The 14,849-nt window shown below is 51.1% G+C and carries 17 protein-coding genes; 10 read left to right on the forward strand and 7 right to left on the reverse strand.

Features of this window, described 5'->3' with window-relative positions; genetic code table 11:
• The first annotated feature begins 51 nt into the window (after window positions 1-51).
• Window positions 52-525, forward strand: a complete 474-nt coding sequence (locus NBZ79_RS09315; protein ID WP_251937837.1) for a hypothetical protein — start codon at window positions 52-54, stop codon at window positions 523-525.
• Window positions 526-637: 112 nt separating this feature from the next.
• Here the strand turns inward: NBZ79_RS09315 and NBZ79_RS09320 are convergent, their stop codons facing one another.
• The 3 genes from NBZ79_RS09320 to NBZ79_RS09330 form a co-directional block, all read right to left on the reverse strand.
• A complete protein-coding gene (locus NBZ79_RS09320) occupies window positions 638-997 on the reverse strand; it encodes a hypothetical protein (RefSeq protein WP_251937840.1) in 360 nt (119 codons plus the stop codon).
• 26 nt (window positions 998-1,023) lie between these two features.
• Window positions 1,024-2,169, reverse strand: a complete 1,146-nt coding sequence (locus NBZ79_RS09325) for a tetratricopeptide repeat protein (protein ID WP_251938052.1) — start codon at window positions 2,167-2,169, stop codon at window positions 1,024-1,026.
• A gap of 82 nt (window positions 2,170-2,251) precedes the next feature.
• The gene (locus NBZ79_RS09330; RefSeq protein ID WP_251937842.1) at window positions 2,252-3,043 is read right to left on the reverse strand and encodes a tetratricopeptide repeat protein; all 792 of its coding nucleotides are present in this window, start codon (window positions 3,041-3,043) and stop codon (window positions 2,252-2,254) included.
• A 267-nt stretch (window positions 3,044-3,310) separates the two neighbouring features.
• Between NBZ79_RS09330 and NBZ79_RS09335 the strand changes: the two genes are divergently transcribed.
• Window positions 3,311-4,462: a TauD/TfdA family dioxygenase gene (locus NBZ79_RS09335; RefSeq protein WP_251937845.1), complete on the forward strand. Its 1,152-nt coding sequence runs from the start codon at window positions 3,311-3,313 to the stop codon at window positions 4,460-4,462.
• Between the two features lie 57 nt (window positions 4,463-4,519).
• Here NBZ79_RS09335 and NBZ79_RS09340 read toward each other — a convergent pair whose 3' ends face one another.
• A complete protein-coding gene (locus tag NBZ79_RS09340) occupies window positions 4,520-5,431 on the reverse strand; it encodes an SEL1-like repeat protein (protein WP_251937848.1) in 912 nt (303 codons plus the stop codon).
• Between the two features lie 591 nt (window positions 5,432-6,022).
• A complete protein-coding gene (locus tag NBZ79_RS09345) occupies window positions 6,023-6,382 on the reverse strand; it encodes a VOC family protein (RefSeq protein WP_251937850.1) in 360 nt (119 codons plus the stop codon).
• Window positions 6,383-6,530: 148 nt separating this feature from the next.
• Between NBZ79_RS09345 and NBZ79_RS09350 the strand changes: the two genes are divergently transcribed.
• The 8 genes from NBZ79_RS09350 to NBZ79_RS09385 all read left to right on the forward strand — a co-directional run bounded on the left by NBZ79_RS09350 (window position 6,531) and on the right by NBZ79_RS09385 (window position 12,999).
• On the forward strand, window positions 6,531-7,421 hold the full coding sequence (locus tag NBZ79_RS09350) for a hypothetical protein (protein ID WP_251937853.1): 891 nt from the start codon (window positions 6,531-6,533) through the stop codon (window positions 7,419-7,421).
• Window positions 7,422-8,268: 847 nt separating this feature from the next.
• Window positions 8,269-8,760, forward strand: a complete 492-nt coding sequence (locus tag NBZ79_RS09355; protein ID WP_251937856.1) for a hypothetical protein — start codon at window positions 8,269-8,271, stop codon at window positions 8,758-8,760.
• Window positions 8,761-8,890: 130 nt separating this feature from the next.
• Window positions 8,891-9,400: a hypothetical protein gene (locus NBZ79_RS09360; RefSeq protein WP_251937859.1), complete on the forward strand. Its 510-nt coding sequence runs from the start codon at window positions 8,891-8,893 to the stop codon at window positions 9,398-9,400.
• Between the two features lie 143 nt (window positions 9,401-9,543).
• The gene (gene kdsA / locus NBZ79_RS09365; RefSeq protein ID WP_476749704.1) at window positions 9,544-10,365 is read left to right on the forward strand and encodes a 3-deoxy-8-phosphooctulonate synthase; all 822 of its coding nucleotides are present in this window, start codon (window positions 9,544-9,546) and stop codon (window positions 10,363-10,365) included.
• Between the two features lie 9 nt (window positions 10,366-10,374).
• The gene (locus NBZ79_RS09370) at window positions 10,375-10,674 is read left to right on the forward strand and encodes a hypothetical protein (RefSeq protein ID WP_251937864.1); all 300 of its coding nucleotides are present in this window, start codon (window positions 10,375-10,377) and stop codon (window positions 10,672-10,674) included.
• Window positions 10,675-10,684: 10 nt separating this feature from the next.
• Window positions 10,685-11,206 (forward strand): 2'-5' RNA ligase family protein, encoded by a 522-nt coding sequence (locus NBZ79_RS09375; protein ID WP_251937867.1) that lies wholly within the window; start codon window positions 10,685-10,687, stop codon window positions 11,204-11,206.
• A 355-nt stretch (window positions 11,207-11,561) separates the two neighbouring features.
• A complete protein-coding gene (locus tag NBZ79_RS09380; protein WP_251937870.1) occupies window positions 11,562-12,296 on the forward strand; it encodes a hypothetical protein in 735 nt (244 codons plus the stop codon).
• Between the two features lie 49 nt (window positions 12,297-12,345).
• Window positions 12,346-12,999, forward strand: a complete 654-nt coding sequence (locus NBZ79_RS09385) for an MORN repeat-containing protein (protein WP_251937873.1) — start codon at window positions 12,346-12,348, stop codon at window positions 12,997-12,999.
• A gap of 25 nt (window positions 13,000-13,024) precedes the next feature.
• Here NBZ79_RS09385 and mnmC1 read toward each other — a convergent pair whose 3' ends face one another.
• Both mnmC1 and mnmC2 read right to left on the reverse strand, forming a co-directional pair.
• Complete coding sequence (gene mnmC1, locus NBZ79_RS09390) at window positions 13,025-14,059, reverse strand: FAD-dependent 5-carboxymethylaminomethyl-2-thiouridine(34) oxidoreductase MnmC1 (protein ID WP_251937875.1); 1,035 nt, start codon at window positions 14,057-14,059, stop codon at window positions 13,025-13,027.
• A complete protein-coding gene (mnmC2, locus tag NBZ79_RS09395; RefSeq protein ID WP_251937878.1) occupies window positions 14,056-14,682 on the reverse strand; it encodes a tRNA (5-methylaminomethyl-2-thiouridine)(34)-methyltransferase MnmC2 in 627 nt (208 codons plus the stop codon). The genes mnmC1 and mnmC2 overlap by 4 nt, the downstream gene beginning before the upstream one ends.
• Between the last annotated feature and the right edge of the window lie 167 nt (window positions 14,683-14,849).

Genomic DNA, 14,849 nt, shown 5'->3' on the forward strand with positions numbered 1-14,849 from the left:
TTTTATTTTGAATAGTATTCCCTGAATTTTATTTTAACCATAGATTGAGTAATGTCAAAACGCGAAGCTGAACGAGATTATCTGTATATGAAGTACTTCGTCACCATGTTCTTTTTTGCTGTGGCGTGTGGGTTGGTGATTTATGCCCAAAAAGACGGCCTCAAATATACGCTGTTTCTGGTGGATGGCGATACCACGATGGGAACCGTTGAGGAATTCCACAAGTTTAACCCCCGATTTGACTTTCTGTCTTACAGCTTCACGGATCAATACGGCGAAAGGCATGCTAAAACCAGACTTGTGAACCGCAATTATCTGTCCAATGGGGAAGTCGGGGGTGAAATCGAGGTGACCTTTTCCCGGCGCTATCCAGATGTCGCTGACCCCACTATTCTGGTTCCGCATTTAAAGCCCGCTTTCTGGCTGATGACCGTTGGCTCGGCTGTGATTTTGCTGCTGGCAATCTCTTCTATTTTCTCAGTTCTTCAATTGGTCAGGCACCGTAAGGCGGATCGATACTATTGAAGTCGCCGGCTCCCACCGTTCAATCTCCCCCATGTCCGATTTCAGCGGGAAAAAAGACACTTTTGTGCTAGCCGGGTACGGGATTGGGTGCATAGCGGGGGGCGGCCCTTGTTCATTGAACCCTAAACATATGTCGCTTGACCAATCTTGTGCTGCTGTCGAGGCAAATTTCTAAAACTTGCGACTTGGCAACAGCAGATTTTTCCGGCGCACAGGCGTTGAGAAAGAGGGCAGGGCACGCCACTCCGTAACCAGTTACTCGAGAAACCGTGTAGATGTACCCCAGTTTCTCTCCATTGTCTGGTTTGGGAGAAACAAATGTTGGCTTTCCGAATTCTCGAACGATCTCGGCTTCCGTAGTGACACCATTCTCGATCTTATTGATTGAGGCTATATCGATTTCCCGACCTTGCCAAGCGCAGCCAACAAGGATGAGGCAAAGTAAAACCATCGCTTGAATTAATTTGGACATTTCCTTCAGTTACCTTGTCTCAACTCTTAACAAAGTGATGGATCTAATTCACAGGCCTTTTTCTCAAGCCTGGCAGCTTTCGTCTCGTCTTTGCTCACTCCTTCTCCGTAAAGGTAGAGACCCCCGAGCAATCCACAACTTCGACCCATGCCCTCGTCGCAGGTTTTTTGGAGTAACTGGGCTGCCCTGGCTGAATCTTTTTCCACAACCTCGCCTTTTAGGTATGAAACACTGAGATTATGGCATCCCCTTGCCACATTGCCGTCACAAGATGTTTTGAAAAATTCGAAAGCCTTCCTGTCATCTTGTCCGACATTCTTGCCTTCGTTATAATATTCTCCCAACAGGTAGCACCCGTCAGGATACCCAAGTCGACAGGATTCTCGTAAGCTGGCGACAGCTTTCACAGAATCCCGTTTAACACCGTTCCCATTTTCATACATCGCGCCTAAATTGTAGCAACCAATGCCTTCTCCATACTCACAGGCATTTTCATAATATTGAATAGCCAACGGCACATCTTTTGGCACGCCATTACCGTTTAAAAAATCGTTTCCAAGATTGTTGCATCTTGCGGGTTGGCCCGGATTACAGGCTACCCTATCTACTTTTGTTGAGTTGCCTGTAGATTGTATTTTTCTGCTTTTGACTTCTAACGCACGACAAGATGATTCATTGAATAAATTGCAGCCTTTCTGAAAAAACTCCTCCGCTTTTTCGTCATCGATTTTCTCGCCATCCCCTGTATTATGAACTACGCCAGCGTTGTAGCAGCTAGCTGCGTTGCCGAGATTGCAAGCTTTTTCATAATAATATGAAGCTATGGACATAAGTTCAGAGGATGTCTTGACATCCGGCCGAGCGTTTTCGGCTGCATTTCTGTAATTTTCCGATGCATGAATGCACCCATCAATATTATCAGCCTTGCAGGCCAGTAAATAAAACTTCAGGGCCCTTAGTGCGTCAGGTGTCACAGTCTCCCCAACTCTGTAAATAGTTGCGAGTTCGAAGCAGCTATCACCATTGCCACTATCGCATTCCCACTCCAGCTCAGCTGGAATCTTATCAGCTTGATTTGTGGATGCTGTGCTATCGGATGTACTCTGATTGTCCGTAATACAACCGGCGAGGAATGTAATAAAAATCAGACTTGCTAAACGGAAAAAATTCATACTCACCACTCGTCCTTGAGATTAATCTACTGAAATGCTTTTTGGCCTGATTTATAATCAGATCGGCCCTTCATTTATGCGTCTAATTCTTTTTAGTCTTCCTGCAAATAACCGTGCTCGGATCAAGTTCACATGATTTTTTAAGATATGACATCGATTTGTCTAGGTCGTAATCGACGCCATTCGCCGTTAAATAGGCACCTCCCAATCGGGCGCAACCAAGAGCGTCACCGCTATCGCAAGCCTTCTCAAAGAGGTCTAAAGCCTTACTTTTATCCGTGAAACGCCTGTCGTCACTAAGATAGATTGAGGCCAGATTTGTGCAGGCGGAGGCATGATCCAAATTACATGCTGTGTCATAGTTCGCAACGGCGAGTGCCAGGTCTTTTTTGATGCCACGGCCCCGCTCATACATCACCCCGGAATTGAAGCAAGCTCGTGCGAACCCGATGGCGCATTCCCGCTGATAGTAATAGAGGGCTTTTTCACCATTTTGGGCAACTCCGTTCCCGCGTTCATAGGCGTAGGCTAAGGCGACGCAACTTTTTGAATGAAAATTGTCACAGGCCTGCTTATACAATCTGATGGATTTTGTGCTGTCATAAATACTCAATTCCTTTATTCCATAAATAATGGCAAGGTTATAACAGCCTTCACTCTCTTTGTAGTCGCAAGCTGCGGTATACAGACTGACTATTTTGTTTCTGTATTTACCAGGATTATCAGTCGCCAATATTTGTTCTACTGCGCTCATACAGCTTTGAGCATCTCCCGCATTGCAATCCCATTCCAGATCTTCGGGCGTTTTGTCATGTTGGATTGCAGTTTCTGAACTATCGGAAATACTTTGATTATCGGTAATACAACCTGTCATGAATGTTATCAGAACCAGGCTTGCTAAACGGAAAAAATTCATACTCACCTATCACCTCTACGATTACGCTACTGCAATGCCTTACTGTCTCTGATTGAATATGAAAACGAAAAGATTGGCAACAATATTACTACTAAAGGATGTAAATTTCCAATTTTTGGTTTTTTGTCCCATGTCTGATTTCAGCGATAAAAAGACGCTCACGAGCTAGCCCTGTGGGGGATTGGGTGCATAGCTTGTGGTCTGTATTTTACGCGGGAGGGTGCCATGGATTTTGAGTATCGGCAGCAAGGATCGTCTATCCTGATTTCCTGGCCGGATGGCCAGACGAATAATTATCCCTTTATCTGGTTGCGCGATAATTGCCAGTGCCCGGCCTGTTTCCATCCCTCGACCCATGAACGGCTTTTATTCACCGCCGATATCGATCCGGATATCACGGCGCTGTCGGTCACCGGCGGAGCTGACGAGATTACCCTTCACTGGGACGAGGCGGGCGGTCATGAAAGTCATTTCACCGGGGAGTGGCTGTATCACAATTCCACGGCGGCGCCCAAGGGCGGGACGGTCCGCGAAAGTGCCGTTTTGTGGACTGCCGAGAGCCTGCATGAAATCCCCACATTCGACTATATGGAAGTGGCCGGCGATGAGGCGGGCATGCTCAGATGGTGTGCGGCGCTCCGGGCGTTCGGCATTGCCCGCATTCGCGATGTGCCGCGTGCCGACGGGACCGTTGTCGCCTTTGCCGAGCAGGTGGGCTATGTGCATGACACCATTTATGACCGGCTGCATAATGTCTATTCCGACCCCAATGCCTATAATCTCGCCTCCACCTCGGAGGAGTTGAAACCGCATACGGATATGCCCAACTATTTCTCGCCGCCCGGTGTGCAGCTGCTGCATTTCATCGATAACGAGGCGGAGGGCGGGGAGACCACTCTGGTCGATGGCTATGCCTGTGCCCTGCAACTGAAGGAAGAGGACCCGGCGGCCTATGAGATCCTTGCCAGCACCGATGTGGGCTTTCGGCTGGCCAGCTCGAAAGGCGATATTATCGGCCAGTCGCCTCTGATCGAGCTCAATAACCGCGGCTTTATCTCGACCATTCGCTATTCCAACCAGCTGATGCTGCCCCTGCTTATTCCGGGCGAGGAGGTGAAGGGTTTTTATGATGCCTATCGCACATTCAGCCGGTTGCTGAATTCAGCGGATAATCTGGTGAAATTCAAGACCCGCTCCGGTGACATGATCGCCACCCATAACCACCGGGTGCTGCATGGCCGGGCCGAGTTCAAACCGGCGTCGGGGGCGCGGCATCTGCAGCTGGCCTATCTGGATTTTGACTTGGTCATGAGCCGGCTTCGACAGCAGCAAGTGGCGGAAATCGGCGCGGACTGGTCGGTGGAGAGGTTCTACTGACCGTCCAGCTTCTATTGCGGAACCCTCGCACAGGCTTTCATATCCTCCATATCCGAGCTAATTCATCCGGGCGAGATTTTGGCATCCCATGGCGAAATTTGCACCGCAAGCTTTCTTAAAATAGGCCATCGCGGTTTCCGCATCTTTTTGTATGCCAAACCCGCTGTCATATAACAGGCCCAGATTATTACAGCTCGCGCCGAAATTCTGGTTGCAGGCAATTTCGTAAAAGCGGACAGCTGCGGTGATATCAACTTTTGTTCCGGTGCCGATGGTATAGGCCCGGCCCAGATTATGGCAGCCCTGCGGTAACGCGGCATCGCAGGCCCTTTGGTAGAATGAGACGGCTTTTACGGTGTCCCGGGCAACACCGTTCCCGGTCTCAAACAGGACACCAAGATTGCTGCAGCTTAAAGGGGTGTCATTTTCGCAAGCCCGCTGATACAGCGCCGCCGCCTTTGATACATCCTTGGTGACCCCCATGCCATTTTCATATTGTGCGCCCAGATTATTACAGCCCATGCCGACCCCTTCGTCGCAGGCGATCAGAAACAGCCGGCCTGATTTCGCCAGATCCTTAGAGGTACCGACACCCGCCATATAAAGCCTCGCCAGGTTGTAGCAGCCCAGGGCCAGGGGTTCCCTGCAGGCGTCGGTAAACAGCTCGAACGCCGTCTCGGGGTTCTGTGCAACCCCCATGCCCTTTAAATACAGAACCCCCAGATTGTTGCAGCCCAGCCCCGCCCCAAGTTCACAGGACTTTTCGTAAAACGCCGCCGCCTTCGCGGTGTCTTTGGAAACCCCGTCTCCTTGCTCATAGGCAACCCCCAAATTGTTGCAGCTGATTGGCAATCCGCGCTCACAGGCTTCGTTAAGTTGCGCCGTCTTGGCGGTCCCTTCGGCATGTGCCGTGGCATAAAAACCGGCGAAGGCAAAAACCAATCCGCAGAATAGAGACTTAAACGTCATTTGATGGTTTCCTTATTAAAATTCTCACCTGACAAATCACGCAGGATGACTGATGGGGGTCACGAAATTGTGAAAAAAATACCCGTTTAAGATTTATATCGAACTAATTAATTGTAGGCAATAGGCGGAATGGTAATCCTCTATCAGTATGTTTTTTCGTCGGGTAGTCAGCGTTTACAATTGATTTGAACTGAAATGAAAGCGTTGCGATTGGGGATGTAAATATTGAAAAATCTTGAATTTTTTTGCGTTTAAGTACCGAATTTCACCTATACTTATATACAGCGTCTATTATACTAAGTTGAAAACAGGGAGTATTTTCATTCTCCGAAAGTAATCAGTTCCGGTAACATTAAATACATCTACAAGATGAATTGAATTTTTTCTTTAAGAATGAGGAAATTGCCCCCTTTGAAAATAGGCTCCCTATTATACGTCGCAGACCATGATATGCTGGGAAAAGCATGACTTCGGAAAACGCGTCAGGCGAAAACCGCTCGGCAAGATAAATACTTTAAGCGATCTATCCGCCCGTGTGGGGAGCTGAAAAATTGCCTTTGCCTTTGCTCGTTTGCGGTCAGTGGAGAAGTTCTACTGATCCGGGGTATGGGTGAGCACATTGAGCAGCTTGCCGAACGGGTCGCGCACATAAAACCGGCGCACGCCCCAGGGCTCATTTTCCGGGCCATAGTCAAGGGGGATACCGGCCGCCTGTAGCCGCTGGAGAATCTCGTCAAGATTATCCACCTCGATGGACAGATCCGGGACAGGGGTGCCCGAGCCGCCTTCGGAGGCGATACTTATTTGAACCGGCGCCGGGGTCGGACTGCCGAAGGTGGTGATCCAGCCCATATCCATCAATTGTTCAAGGCCGAAAATATTCCCGTAAAAAGCCTTCGCCGCCGCCGGATCAACGGCTTTGATATTGCTGACAATGCGTGTAACGGTCATTTCCCAAACCCCCGGTCAATCGGCGTTTTTTCGCAGGGAAACGCTAAAAATTCCCCTAAATCCGCCAAAAATTAACAATTTGTTTATCCTGTTTGTCTATATTTGCCAGCATAACCCGAATATTATCTGAAGGTAACAGGCGACTGAAATGGCTGAAACCGCCACTGCTTTTACACAATTTGTCATCCAGACTCTGGTTTCCGAGAGCTGGCGCAGTTTCGACACATATGATGCGGAAGACAGCGCCCAGGATATTGCCCGGCAACTGGTGGAAGACTGGGGGGCGGCCCGGGTCCGTATTCTTGGCGGGTATTTCTGTGATACGAAAAACCGCAATGTCTATCACCTGGTGGATATTACCGACGCCCCAAAAACCGGCTTCTTGCATAAATTATCCGCGGCAAAACCCGCATTTTCCACGGCCTCCTTCGCACATCTCGTTCCGTCAAAAAGACTTTTGGGCGGGGCCGGGGTCAGCGGCGCCCTCCTGGTTGGGAGCCTGATCCTGTTTGCGGCACTGCCGCCCATTTCATCCTTTGCCAATGACGCCCAGAAACCCGCCGCCCTTCCGGAACTGCCTGTGATTGAGAACAGGCCGGTACCGCAAGCGGTAAAACCGGTAGCTCCGACTGTCGCAGAAATCGCGCCGTTGCCGGTTGTCATTGATTTACAAGCGAAATTCCTTGAAATCGCTGCCGTACCCTACGGCAATGTGAAGGATTTCGATGCGGCGCCAATCCGGCTTCGCGGCCCCTGGAGTGTTGAATGCTGGGCCCATCCGGAAATGCTGGTGATCCGGGAACATAAACTGCACCAGACCCCGGAAACCGTGACATTACGTGATACCCCCTTGCAAGAGTCAGCCGCCTTTACCACTGTCTGGCAATCCGGACAGCGCTATGGGATCCATCTGGAGGATGGCTCGGTTTATATCCTTGATCTGGTGTCATTTGACCAGATCAAGCCATTGGGTAGCCTGTCCAAAACCGGTGATTTTACGGCGGAAGCCGAGGATAATGTGTTAAACCGGTGTATCTAATCTGGTGTCTTAAACCATTATTTCTAAACTGATATCTTAAACTGGTATCTAAACTGATATCTCCAAACTGGTGTCTTAAACCATAATTTCCAAACAGTTACTTCTAAATTTTCGTCCCAAAACTAATATCTTAAATAGATGTCTTAAACCGTTATTTCTAAACCATTATCTTCAAGCGGTATTATTAGACCGGTGTCATTAGAGTGTTCCTTTCAAGGCGCAGTTATAGGCGCCCTTATAGACGTCCTGTTTTTAAAGAACCCGGGTTCCAAGAAGTTACTGCCTTAATTCACAAGCTCGCTTCACTTCGCACTTTTACATCTCGTACTGTTACATCTGGTACTCATGCATTTAGTACTCTTACACTGAAAGAAACACGTCATCAGAGAGCGGGTCTCTAGAAAACCCGCCTCCGGAAAACCACTCTGTACGCTAGGGGAGGCTACGCGTTAGAGGGTTCTGATATGCTTGCCGCACCACGAAGCTGTCTTCGGATACCACAAGGGATCACTCGATCATTGAGGACAGGGCGCTCGGGTCCTGATGGCCCGTGTTGGGAAGAAAACCTGTCTCAACGTGAAGGCGTAATGATAGTTGATTTTCACACCAATTGCAAGCTTTATTTTTCGAATTTTGACATAAACCTAAGAAAATACAGTCTGTTACCTCATAACAGGGGCAACGATCAGATCTGGCCTCCGCAAATTATTTCCTAATAAAGGTTGAAAAAACATATTTTAATTCAATTTAAAATAATTACCTGGATAGATCCAAGTATCTGTCCAATAACAGCTCGCCATTGCGCGAGACTTTATTTTAGCTCATTCCTTTTTTACGGAGAAACATCATGATCTCAGTCGCACGATATTTTAGTCTTTGCCTGTTTTTAAGCGGGACATTGTTTTTTGCCCTGCCCCTATCCCTAACACAGGCGCAGGAAGCACCGGACCTGGTTGGCACCTGGACCGGCGACCATAGTATCATTATTCATCGAGACGGCGCCGTGGAGCTTGGGAAAATTACGACTGTCCTGACCATAAAACAACAGGATGGCCCGTATTTTCAAGGCTCGAAAACCTGGAAAAGACAAGAAAAGATTTCCGTCTATAGCGACATCGGTGAAGAGCTCGCCACCGAAGGCCTGGAAAATATTGTCGGCGTGATCGGTTTTGATGGCGAGACGGTCACCATAGCAGAGGGGGAAGACAGCGGCGTTCATCACGGTCGCCTGATTGACAGGGATCAAATGATGCTGACTTATGTCGAAAGTGATATTGGCGACGCCGTGCTGTTCAGGGCAATCCTGACCCGGCAGCGCTTACCTTCCGGGCGGTACTAACCTGCCGGGCGGCGGGAGGGCTGCCGGCAAAGCTGCTTGCCATCGCACTCTATTCAGGAGATTTAATTATCGCTTTAAAACTAGTTCAGCTGGTGCTAGCCTGGTTTCATTTTCTTGACCGGAGTGACGAATGCGATCTGTTGGGAGCTTGTTTTTAATGCTGTTCATTGGCGGATGCACGGTGCCATCCAAGGGGGATTCTCCCGTTACGACGGCACCTGCACCTTCCGCGACAGCGGCGCAGGAAGCGATAATTGCGGCAACTCAGAGCCCGTTTTATACACCGTTGGTCGGCCAATATCTGGCGGCGGCCAACCGCGACCTCCCGAAAAAATATCCCCGCTTTACCATTGAAAAAGTCGAGTTTATAAACCGCGATCTTGTCACCGTTTTCAAATATGACTCGTTCAACCAGGCGGTTTCGGATTTGTATGAAAAGGGCAGCATGTATTGGTGGGAAAATCAGCGGATTTGTCGAAATCCGTTTTACCTGGAACTGGGCCGGGAGGGTATTTCCTTCTACATACGGACGATTTTGGACGAAGAGGGAGCACCGCCAATCGGATCTTTAAGCCCCGTTACGCGAGATTATTGCGCTCATAGCGGTTTCCTCAACCAGGGCCCGGACCCGTTAATCTGAAAGGCTGCGTTGCCCTGTTCAAACCTGCATATGGCCAGCCTTGCCACCGTATGATACATAGAAAATTCAGGATCGGAAAAGCCCGAACGGGCGTCTGAATTTTACGAAAGGAACATAGGGTGGCCAATGTAACCGTAGGGGATATGTGCCTTGGGAACCGCAAGGCGATGACATTGATCGGCGGGATGAATGTCATTGAATCTCGCGATCTGGCATTTGAAGTTGCCGAAGAGTTCGTGACCGTTTCGGCCCAGCTGGGCATCCCGTATATTTTCAAGGCGTCGTTTGACAAGGCCAACAGATCCTCGATCCATTCCTTCCGGGGGCCGGGGCTGGACGCCGGATTGCAGATCCTGCAGGACATAAAATCCGAGTTTGGCGTGCCGGTCATTACCGATGTGCATGAGGTCCTGCAAGCCAAGCCGGTGTCCGAGGTTTGCGATATCCTGCAGGTGCCGGCCTTTCTGGCGCGGCAAACGGACCTGATCGCGGCGGTTGCCGCAACCGGTGCCCCCGTAAATGTAAAAAAACCGCAATTTATGAGCCCGCCGCAAGTCAGGAACCTGATCGAGAAATTGCGTGAATGCGGCAATGAGCAAGTCCTGCTCTGTGAACGGGGGTCCTGTTTCGGCTATGATAACCTGGTTGTGGATATGCTCGGGATCCGCACCATGCGCAACTGCAGTGACGATGCGCCCATCATCTTCGACGTGACCCATGCCCTGCAAATGCGGGACGCGACGTCGGATACCTCCGGCGGACGGCGCAACCAGGTGGCGGAGCTGGGCCGCTCGGGCCTCGCTGTCGGCATCGCCGGGCTGTTCGTCGAGGCCCATCCCGACCCAGACAACGCGAAATGCGATGGCCCCAGCGCCCTGCCGCTGCACCGCCTCAGGGATTTTCTCGCGCAGATGAAGGCGGTTGACGATCTGGTAAAAAGCCTGCCGGAGCTGGACCTGGAGTAGGGGAACGCGATGTTTTTTTCCCGTCATAATCAAGTCAAACCTCTCAAGGGCTGGATGCCGTCACTTCTGGTCCTCTATTTAATTGCGCAGGTGGTCAGCCTTGTCGGGTTTCTGGATGGCTTTACGGGCGCCGAATTCGACGGACGCCCGGCACCCTTGATCTATGGCGCCATGCTATGGGTAACCTGGGCCATGGTAATTATGTTTCTGGTCAAGTCGAAAGAGCTGTTGCAAATCAAGATCGGGGCCGGTGTCCTGCTCAGCATGCCCGCCGCAATTTGTGTGCTTTATCTATGGGTGGCCTCATGAGGGAACATCAATGATTTATGTATTGGCCTATCCCGAATTTGACCCGGATATCTTTGAGGCCATTGAAAAATTTCGTAGCATAAATGAACCTGAGCGCGCCCGGCTTGTGGCGCCCCATATAACTTTGGTGTTCGCTTTACGGGATGAAAAACCCGAAGATTTTGCTGATTTCTGCAGCCGGAAAATCAGGTCAATGAAGAGATTCCCGATCACATTTGATCGTTTCGAAATCCTTCATGATCCGGTTGAAACGACCCATAAAATTTGCCTTGTCTGCGGCGAAGGTGGGCAAAAAATCAAAACACTTCACCATGCTTTATATGAGGGCCCGCATCGCTCCGGTTTGAGGGCTGATATCCCGTTTAAACCCCATATGACCATTGCAACCAATGCCAATGTTGCCCCTCTGGAGAAACTGGATCCCACGGTCATAGGTGCCTTTCCGGTTCGGGCAGAAATTAATACCATTAATATTATTGAAGTCACGGAAGGCCGCTTGCGGAATGTGCGGACGGTCAGTCTAAGGGATTGATATCGATGACTGGAAACAGGTGATCGATGTACGGGCGAAATTCTGCCGTGAGGCGAAACCAGTGGATACCATCCTGCAGGTCAGCCGCTTCGTTAATCCCGACTGGCTGGTCGAGGGGGAAGCCGATGCTGTGGTAGCGGAGGAGTAGGATTTTAGGCTTGACCGTGATAAGGACGACTTCTTTTTTTCGTCTTCACCCTCGACAACTAGTGGTGGGAATAGCGGTTAGTGCATTGCCCTTGATGCTTGAGGGCAGGAAATTAACCATATCCGAGATTTAATTTGTAAAATACCCGTAAAAATTTATTATAAAAATATATATACTATATTAAGATATTCTAATGCGGGAGCGGTTATGAGTTTATTATCTGGGAAATTATTTAGAATCGCGTCGACTTCGGTGGTGGTACTCGGTTTATCACTAACCTCGGCAGTTGCAGCGACGACTTATACGGATAGAAGTTTATTCGAACCCACCCTTGGAACAAGTGTTACGGATGACTATTCAAATGCGGGATATGGCCGCCCTCCCATTGCAACATCCAATCGTTTTACCAATGAAGAAATGTCTGATGTTTTAGGGGAAACAGAGTATACAGCAACGTCGATAGGCTACCCTATTAACTCTAACTCTGTTTTTGGTGTCAACTCTGGAAATGGCCAGGCTTATTGTGCGGGTTGTAATGGATCTTTCAATCTTGGTTTCACGAGCACATCGGTTGGAACTTCGGACGGCGTCTTTGGCGTCGGATTTGATTTTCTTAATCTTGAAGATCCATTTTACACGGCCTTTGTTACATTTGGCGACGGAACAACGGCCAATTATGCCCTTCCTCAATCCAACTCATTTCAAAATTTTTTCGGCATTACCAGCGACCTTTTAGTGACCTCCATGCATCTTGGACTCATAGACGGTGCGACTACGCAATTGGAAGGCCTCTTTGTAATAGATAACTTAACCATTGGATCTGCCGCCCCGCTTTCCGCCGTGCCGCTTCCAGCGGCGCTGCCACTGTATGGCGCAGGCATGGCTCTTTTGGGTCTTGCTGGCTGGCACCGGAAAAGAAAACTGAACGCAAAGGTGGCTTGATCCTTTTATAAAGGCATGCAAGTTGTGCATCGTTTTTAAAGAGGCCAGGATGAAAAAGCTAACTCTTCTCGGCTTTATTGCGCTGCTGTTTTGTGCGAGTGCTCAGGCCCAGACCGGTAAATGGGAGCCGCTTGAGAATATCCCCGATTGCCGTGTCTGGAACGAGGCACCGGAGCCCAATGACAGCGCGACCTGGAGCGGTGTTTGCCGCGATGGATATGCCGAGGGTGAGGGGGAACTTGTCTGGTATGTGCCAAAAGAAGTTGCGCATGAAAAGCATATTTATGTGGGATCAATGCGGCGCGGGAAACTGGACGGCAGGGGGATTTATACCTGGCCGGATGGCAGCCGGTATGATGGCATGTGGAAAAATGACAACTGGCACGGCATGGGCGCGACTTTTGATGCAAATGGCAACAAGGTTTATGAGGGCAACTGGAGCGACAATGTAAAATCCGGTTATGGCGTCGCGACGGTCAATTGCCCCCAGAAAATGCCCGATGGCTTTGTGTCGAAGGTGCTGAAGGGTTTAGCCTGCGGCATGTCATATGACGGCAACTGGAAAGACGATTTGCCCAATGGCGAAGGAACACTCATAACACCCTATTTAGGGAGCTATTTCGGAAACTGGAAAAATGGGTGCTTAAAGAAATTTTATGTTCTGAATCTGAAATTCGGTGTTGGCCCGAACGGTTGCAAGTAGATGCAACAGGATTCACAGCCGAGCCTTATCCGCGCTTTTTAAACCGGGTGGGGGACAGGGCCTTGATGACATCTGTGGGCAGGCAGCGGGGGCGGTTCAGGATCATGTCGGTCAGCAGATGGGCGCTCATCAGGCTGCTGAGGATCCCGTAGGAGCCATGGGCGGCGGACATATAGACATGGTCATGGCCGGGCAGGGCGCCGATTATGGGGAAGCGGTTGCGCGAGGTTGCGCGGACCGAGGCCCGTTGTCCGGTGACGGTCAGGCCGCTCTCCAGTCCCGGTATAATTTCGGCGAGGCGGTCGATATTCTCCTGATCATCTTCCGCCCGTAGATCGCTGTCTTCCGTGTCCGGCTGGAAGGTGGCGCCCAGGGTATGTTCGCCGTTATGCGCCGGGGTCATATAGCCGCTATGACAAAGATTGCAGTTAAGGGCCGCCGAGCGGGCGGTGGCCGCGACTTGCGTGATCTGTCCGCGCACCGGGATCAGGGGCAGGGTCGGGGCGAATTTGGCCACCGCCGGTCCGCAGGCCAGAACCGTCACCGGTGCGTCGATTTCCGCCAGGTCCGTAATTTCCGCATTGAGGTGAACCTCGATATTCCGGGCGTAGGCGGCGCAGAGCTTTTTTGGCGAGACATAACCGCCTTCGGGCAGGTAGAGGGCGTCATGGCGCAGCTCGATCCCGGCGATTTCAGAGGCCTCTATGCGACTGACAAGCCGCATATGCGCCGCCTCCCAGCCCCAGTTTTCCTGTGTTCGGCGCAGGCGGTCGCGGATTTTGTCACTGGTCATCAGATGCAAGGAGCCGCAAGGGGTCCAGTCGATACCCTCAAGCGTTTGAAACTGGCAGAGGGCCTGCGCATAGGCCGCCGCATAGAAATCGCTTTCGGCGCTGCGCAAGGCGGAGAAGCGGGGGTTATAGAGCCCGCACTCATTCCCCGAGGCACCGCTGGCCAATGCGGGTCCCGCCTCATACAGGACAGGCTCCGCGCCTGATTGCCGTAAGATATGGGCGAGGGCACAGCCCGCCATGCCGCCGCCGAGGATGGCGACTTTCACGGATTTTCTCCGTCATAGATGCCGGTTGTCATATGCCGCTTGCGGCCAAACCCGGGGGCTTTTTGGACCGTAAATCCGGCCGCGGCAAGGTCCCGGCGTACCTGACCGGCGGCGGTATAAGTGGACAGCCTTGTGCCCTTGCGGCTCAGCCGCGCCATCTGGGCGAACAGGGCCGGGTGCCACATGTCAGGGTTGGTTGCGGGCTTGAACCCGTCGAGAAACCAGGCGTCCACGGCCATATCCCCGGCGGTATCCAGTTTCGGGATCGCCGCATTGACATCCTCGAAGATCAGGGTCAGGGTCACCCGCTCGCTCAACACAAGGCGGTGAAACCCGGGGATGATCGGCGGATACCGGTCCAGCAGCTTTTGCAGCCGCCCGTCAAACCCGGCGCTGTAAGGCTGCAGGTGAGGACGTATTATCTCCGACCTCAGCGGGTATTTTTCGAAGGAGATAAAATCGAGGGTGTGTGGTGGCGCCGCCGTCTCGTCGAACAGCTTCCAGGCGGCCAGAAAATTCAAGCCGGTGCCAAAGCCCGTCTCGCCGATGACGAAACGGGATTTCTGTTGCCAGCCATGCGGCAGGTTATTGCCGGCCAGGAAGACGAACGCGCTTTCGGCCAATCCGTTCTCGGCGGAAAAATACAGGTCATCAAACTCCCGGGAGACGGGCGGGGTGACGGTCGGAGGGACGGGGGGCTTGGCGGTTAGTGTCAGGGAACTGATCTTTCAAAATTGCGACGGGACAGCATAGTCATAGCGGCATATTTGCGCCAGCGAAAGGATCTGTT

This window comes from Sneathiella marina, from assembly GCF_023746535.1.
Lineage (GTDB): Bacteria > Pseudomonadota > Alphaproteobacteria > Sneathiellales > Sneathiellaceae > Sneathiella > Sneathiella marina.

Excerpts from the sequence above, each read along its gene's own strand:
- kdsA (WP_476749704.1), top strand. The coding sequence starts at position 9,544 with ATGTGCCTTGGGAACCGCAAGGCGATGACATTGATCGGCGGGATGAAT.
- NBZ79_RS09330 (WP_251937842.1), bottom strand. The coding sequence starts at position 3,043 with ATGACAGGTTGTATTACCGATAATCAAAGTATTTCCGATAGTTCAGAA.
- NBZ79_RS09340 (WP_251937848.1), bottom strand. The coding sequence starts at position 5,431 with ATGACGTTTAAGTCTCTATTCTGCGGATTGGTTTTTGCCTTCGCCGGT.
- NBZ79_RS09370 (WP_251937864.1), top strand. The coding sequence starts at position 10,375 with ATGTTTTTTTCCCGTCATAATCAAGTCAAACCTCTCAAGGGCTGGATG.
- NBZ79_RS09350 (WP_251937853.1), top strand. The coding sequence starts at position 6,531 with ATGGCTGAAACCGCCACTGCTTTTACACAATTTGTCATCCAGACTCTG.
- NBZ79_RS09345 (WP_251937850.1), bottom strand. The coding sequence starts at position 6,382 with ATGACCGTTACACGCATTGTCAGCAATATCAAAGCCGTTGATCCGGCG.
- NBZ79_RS09355 (WP_251937856.1), top strand. The coding sequence starts at position 8,269 with ATGATCTCAGTCGCACGATATTTTAGTCTTTGCCTGTTTTTAAGCGGG.
- NBZ79_RS09385 (WP_251937873.1), top strand. The coding sequence starts at position 12,346 with ATGAAAAAGCTAACTCTTCTCGGCTTTATTGCGCTGCTGTTTTGTGCG.
- NBZ79_RS09360 (WP_251937859.1), top strand. The coding sequence starts at position 8,891 with ATGCGATCTGTTGGGAGCTTGTTTTTAATGCTGTTCATTGGCGGATGC.
- NBZ79_RS09325 (WP_251938052.1), bottom strand. The coding sequence starts at position 2,169 with ATGAATTTTTTCCGTTTAGCAAGTCTGATTTTTATTACATTCCTCGCC.
- NBZ79_RS09335 (WP_251937845.1), top strand. The coding sequence starts at position 3,311 with ATGGATTTTGAGTATCGGCAGCAAGGATCGTCTATCCTGATTTCCTGG.
- NBZ79_RS09320 (WP_251937840.1), bottom strand. The coding sequence starts at position 997 with ATGTCCAAATTAATTCAAGCGATGGTTTTACTTTGCCTCATCCTTGTT.
- NBZ79_RS09315 (WP_251937837.1), top strand. The coding sequence starts at position 52 with ATGTCAAAACGCGAAGCTGAACGAGATTATCTGTATATGAAGTACTTC.
- NBZ79_RS09380 (WP_251937870.1), top strand. The coding sequence starts at position 11,562 with ATGAGTTTATTATCTGGGAAATTATTTAGAATCGCGTCGACTTCGGTG.
- NBZ79_RS09375 (WP_251937867.1), top strand. The coding sequence starts at position 10,685 with ATGATTTATGTATTGGCCTATCCCGAATTTGACCCGGATATCTTTGAG.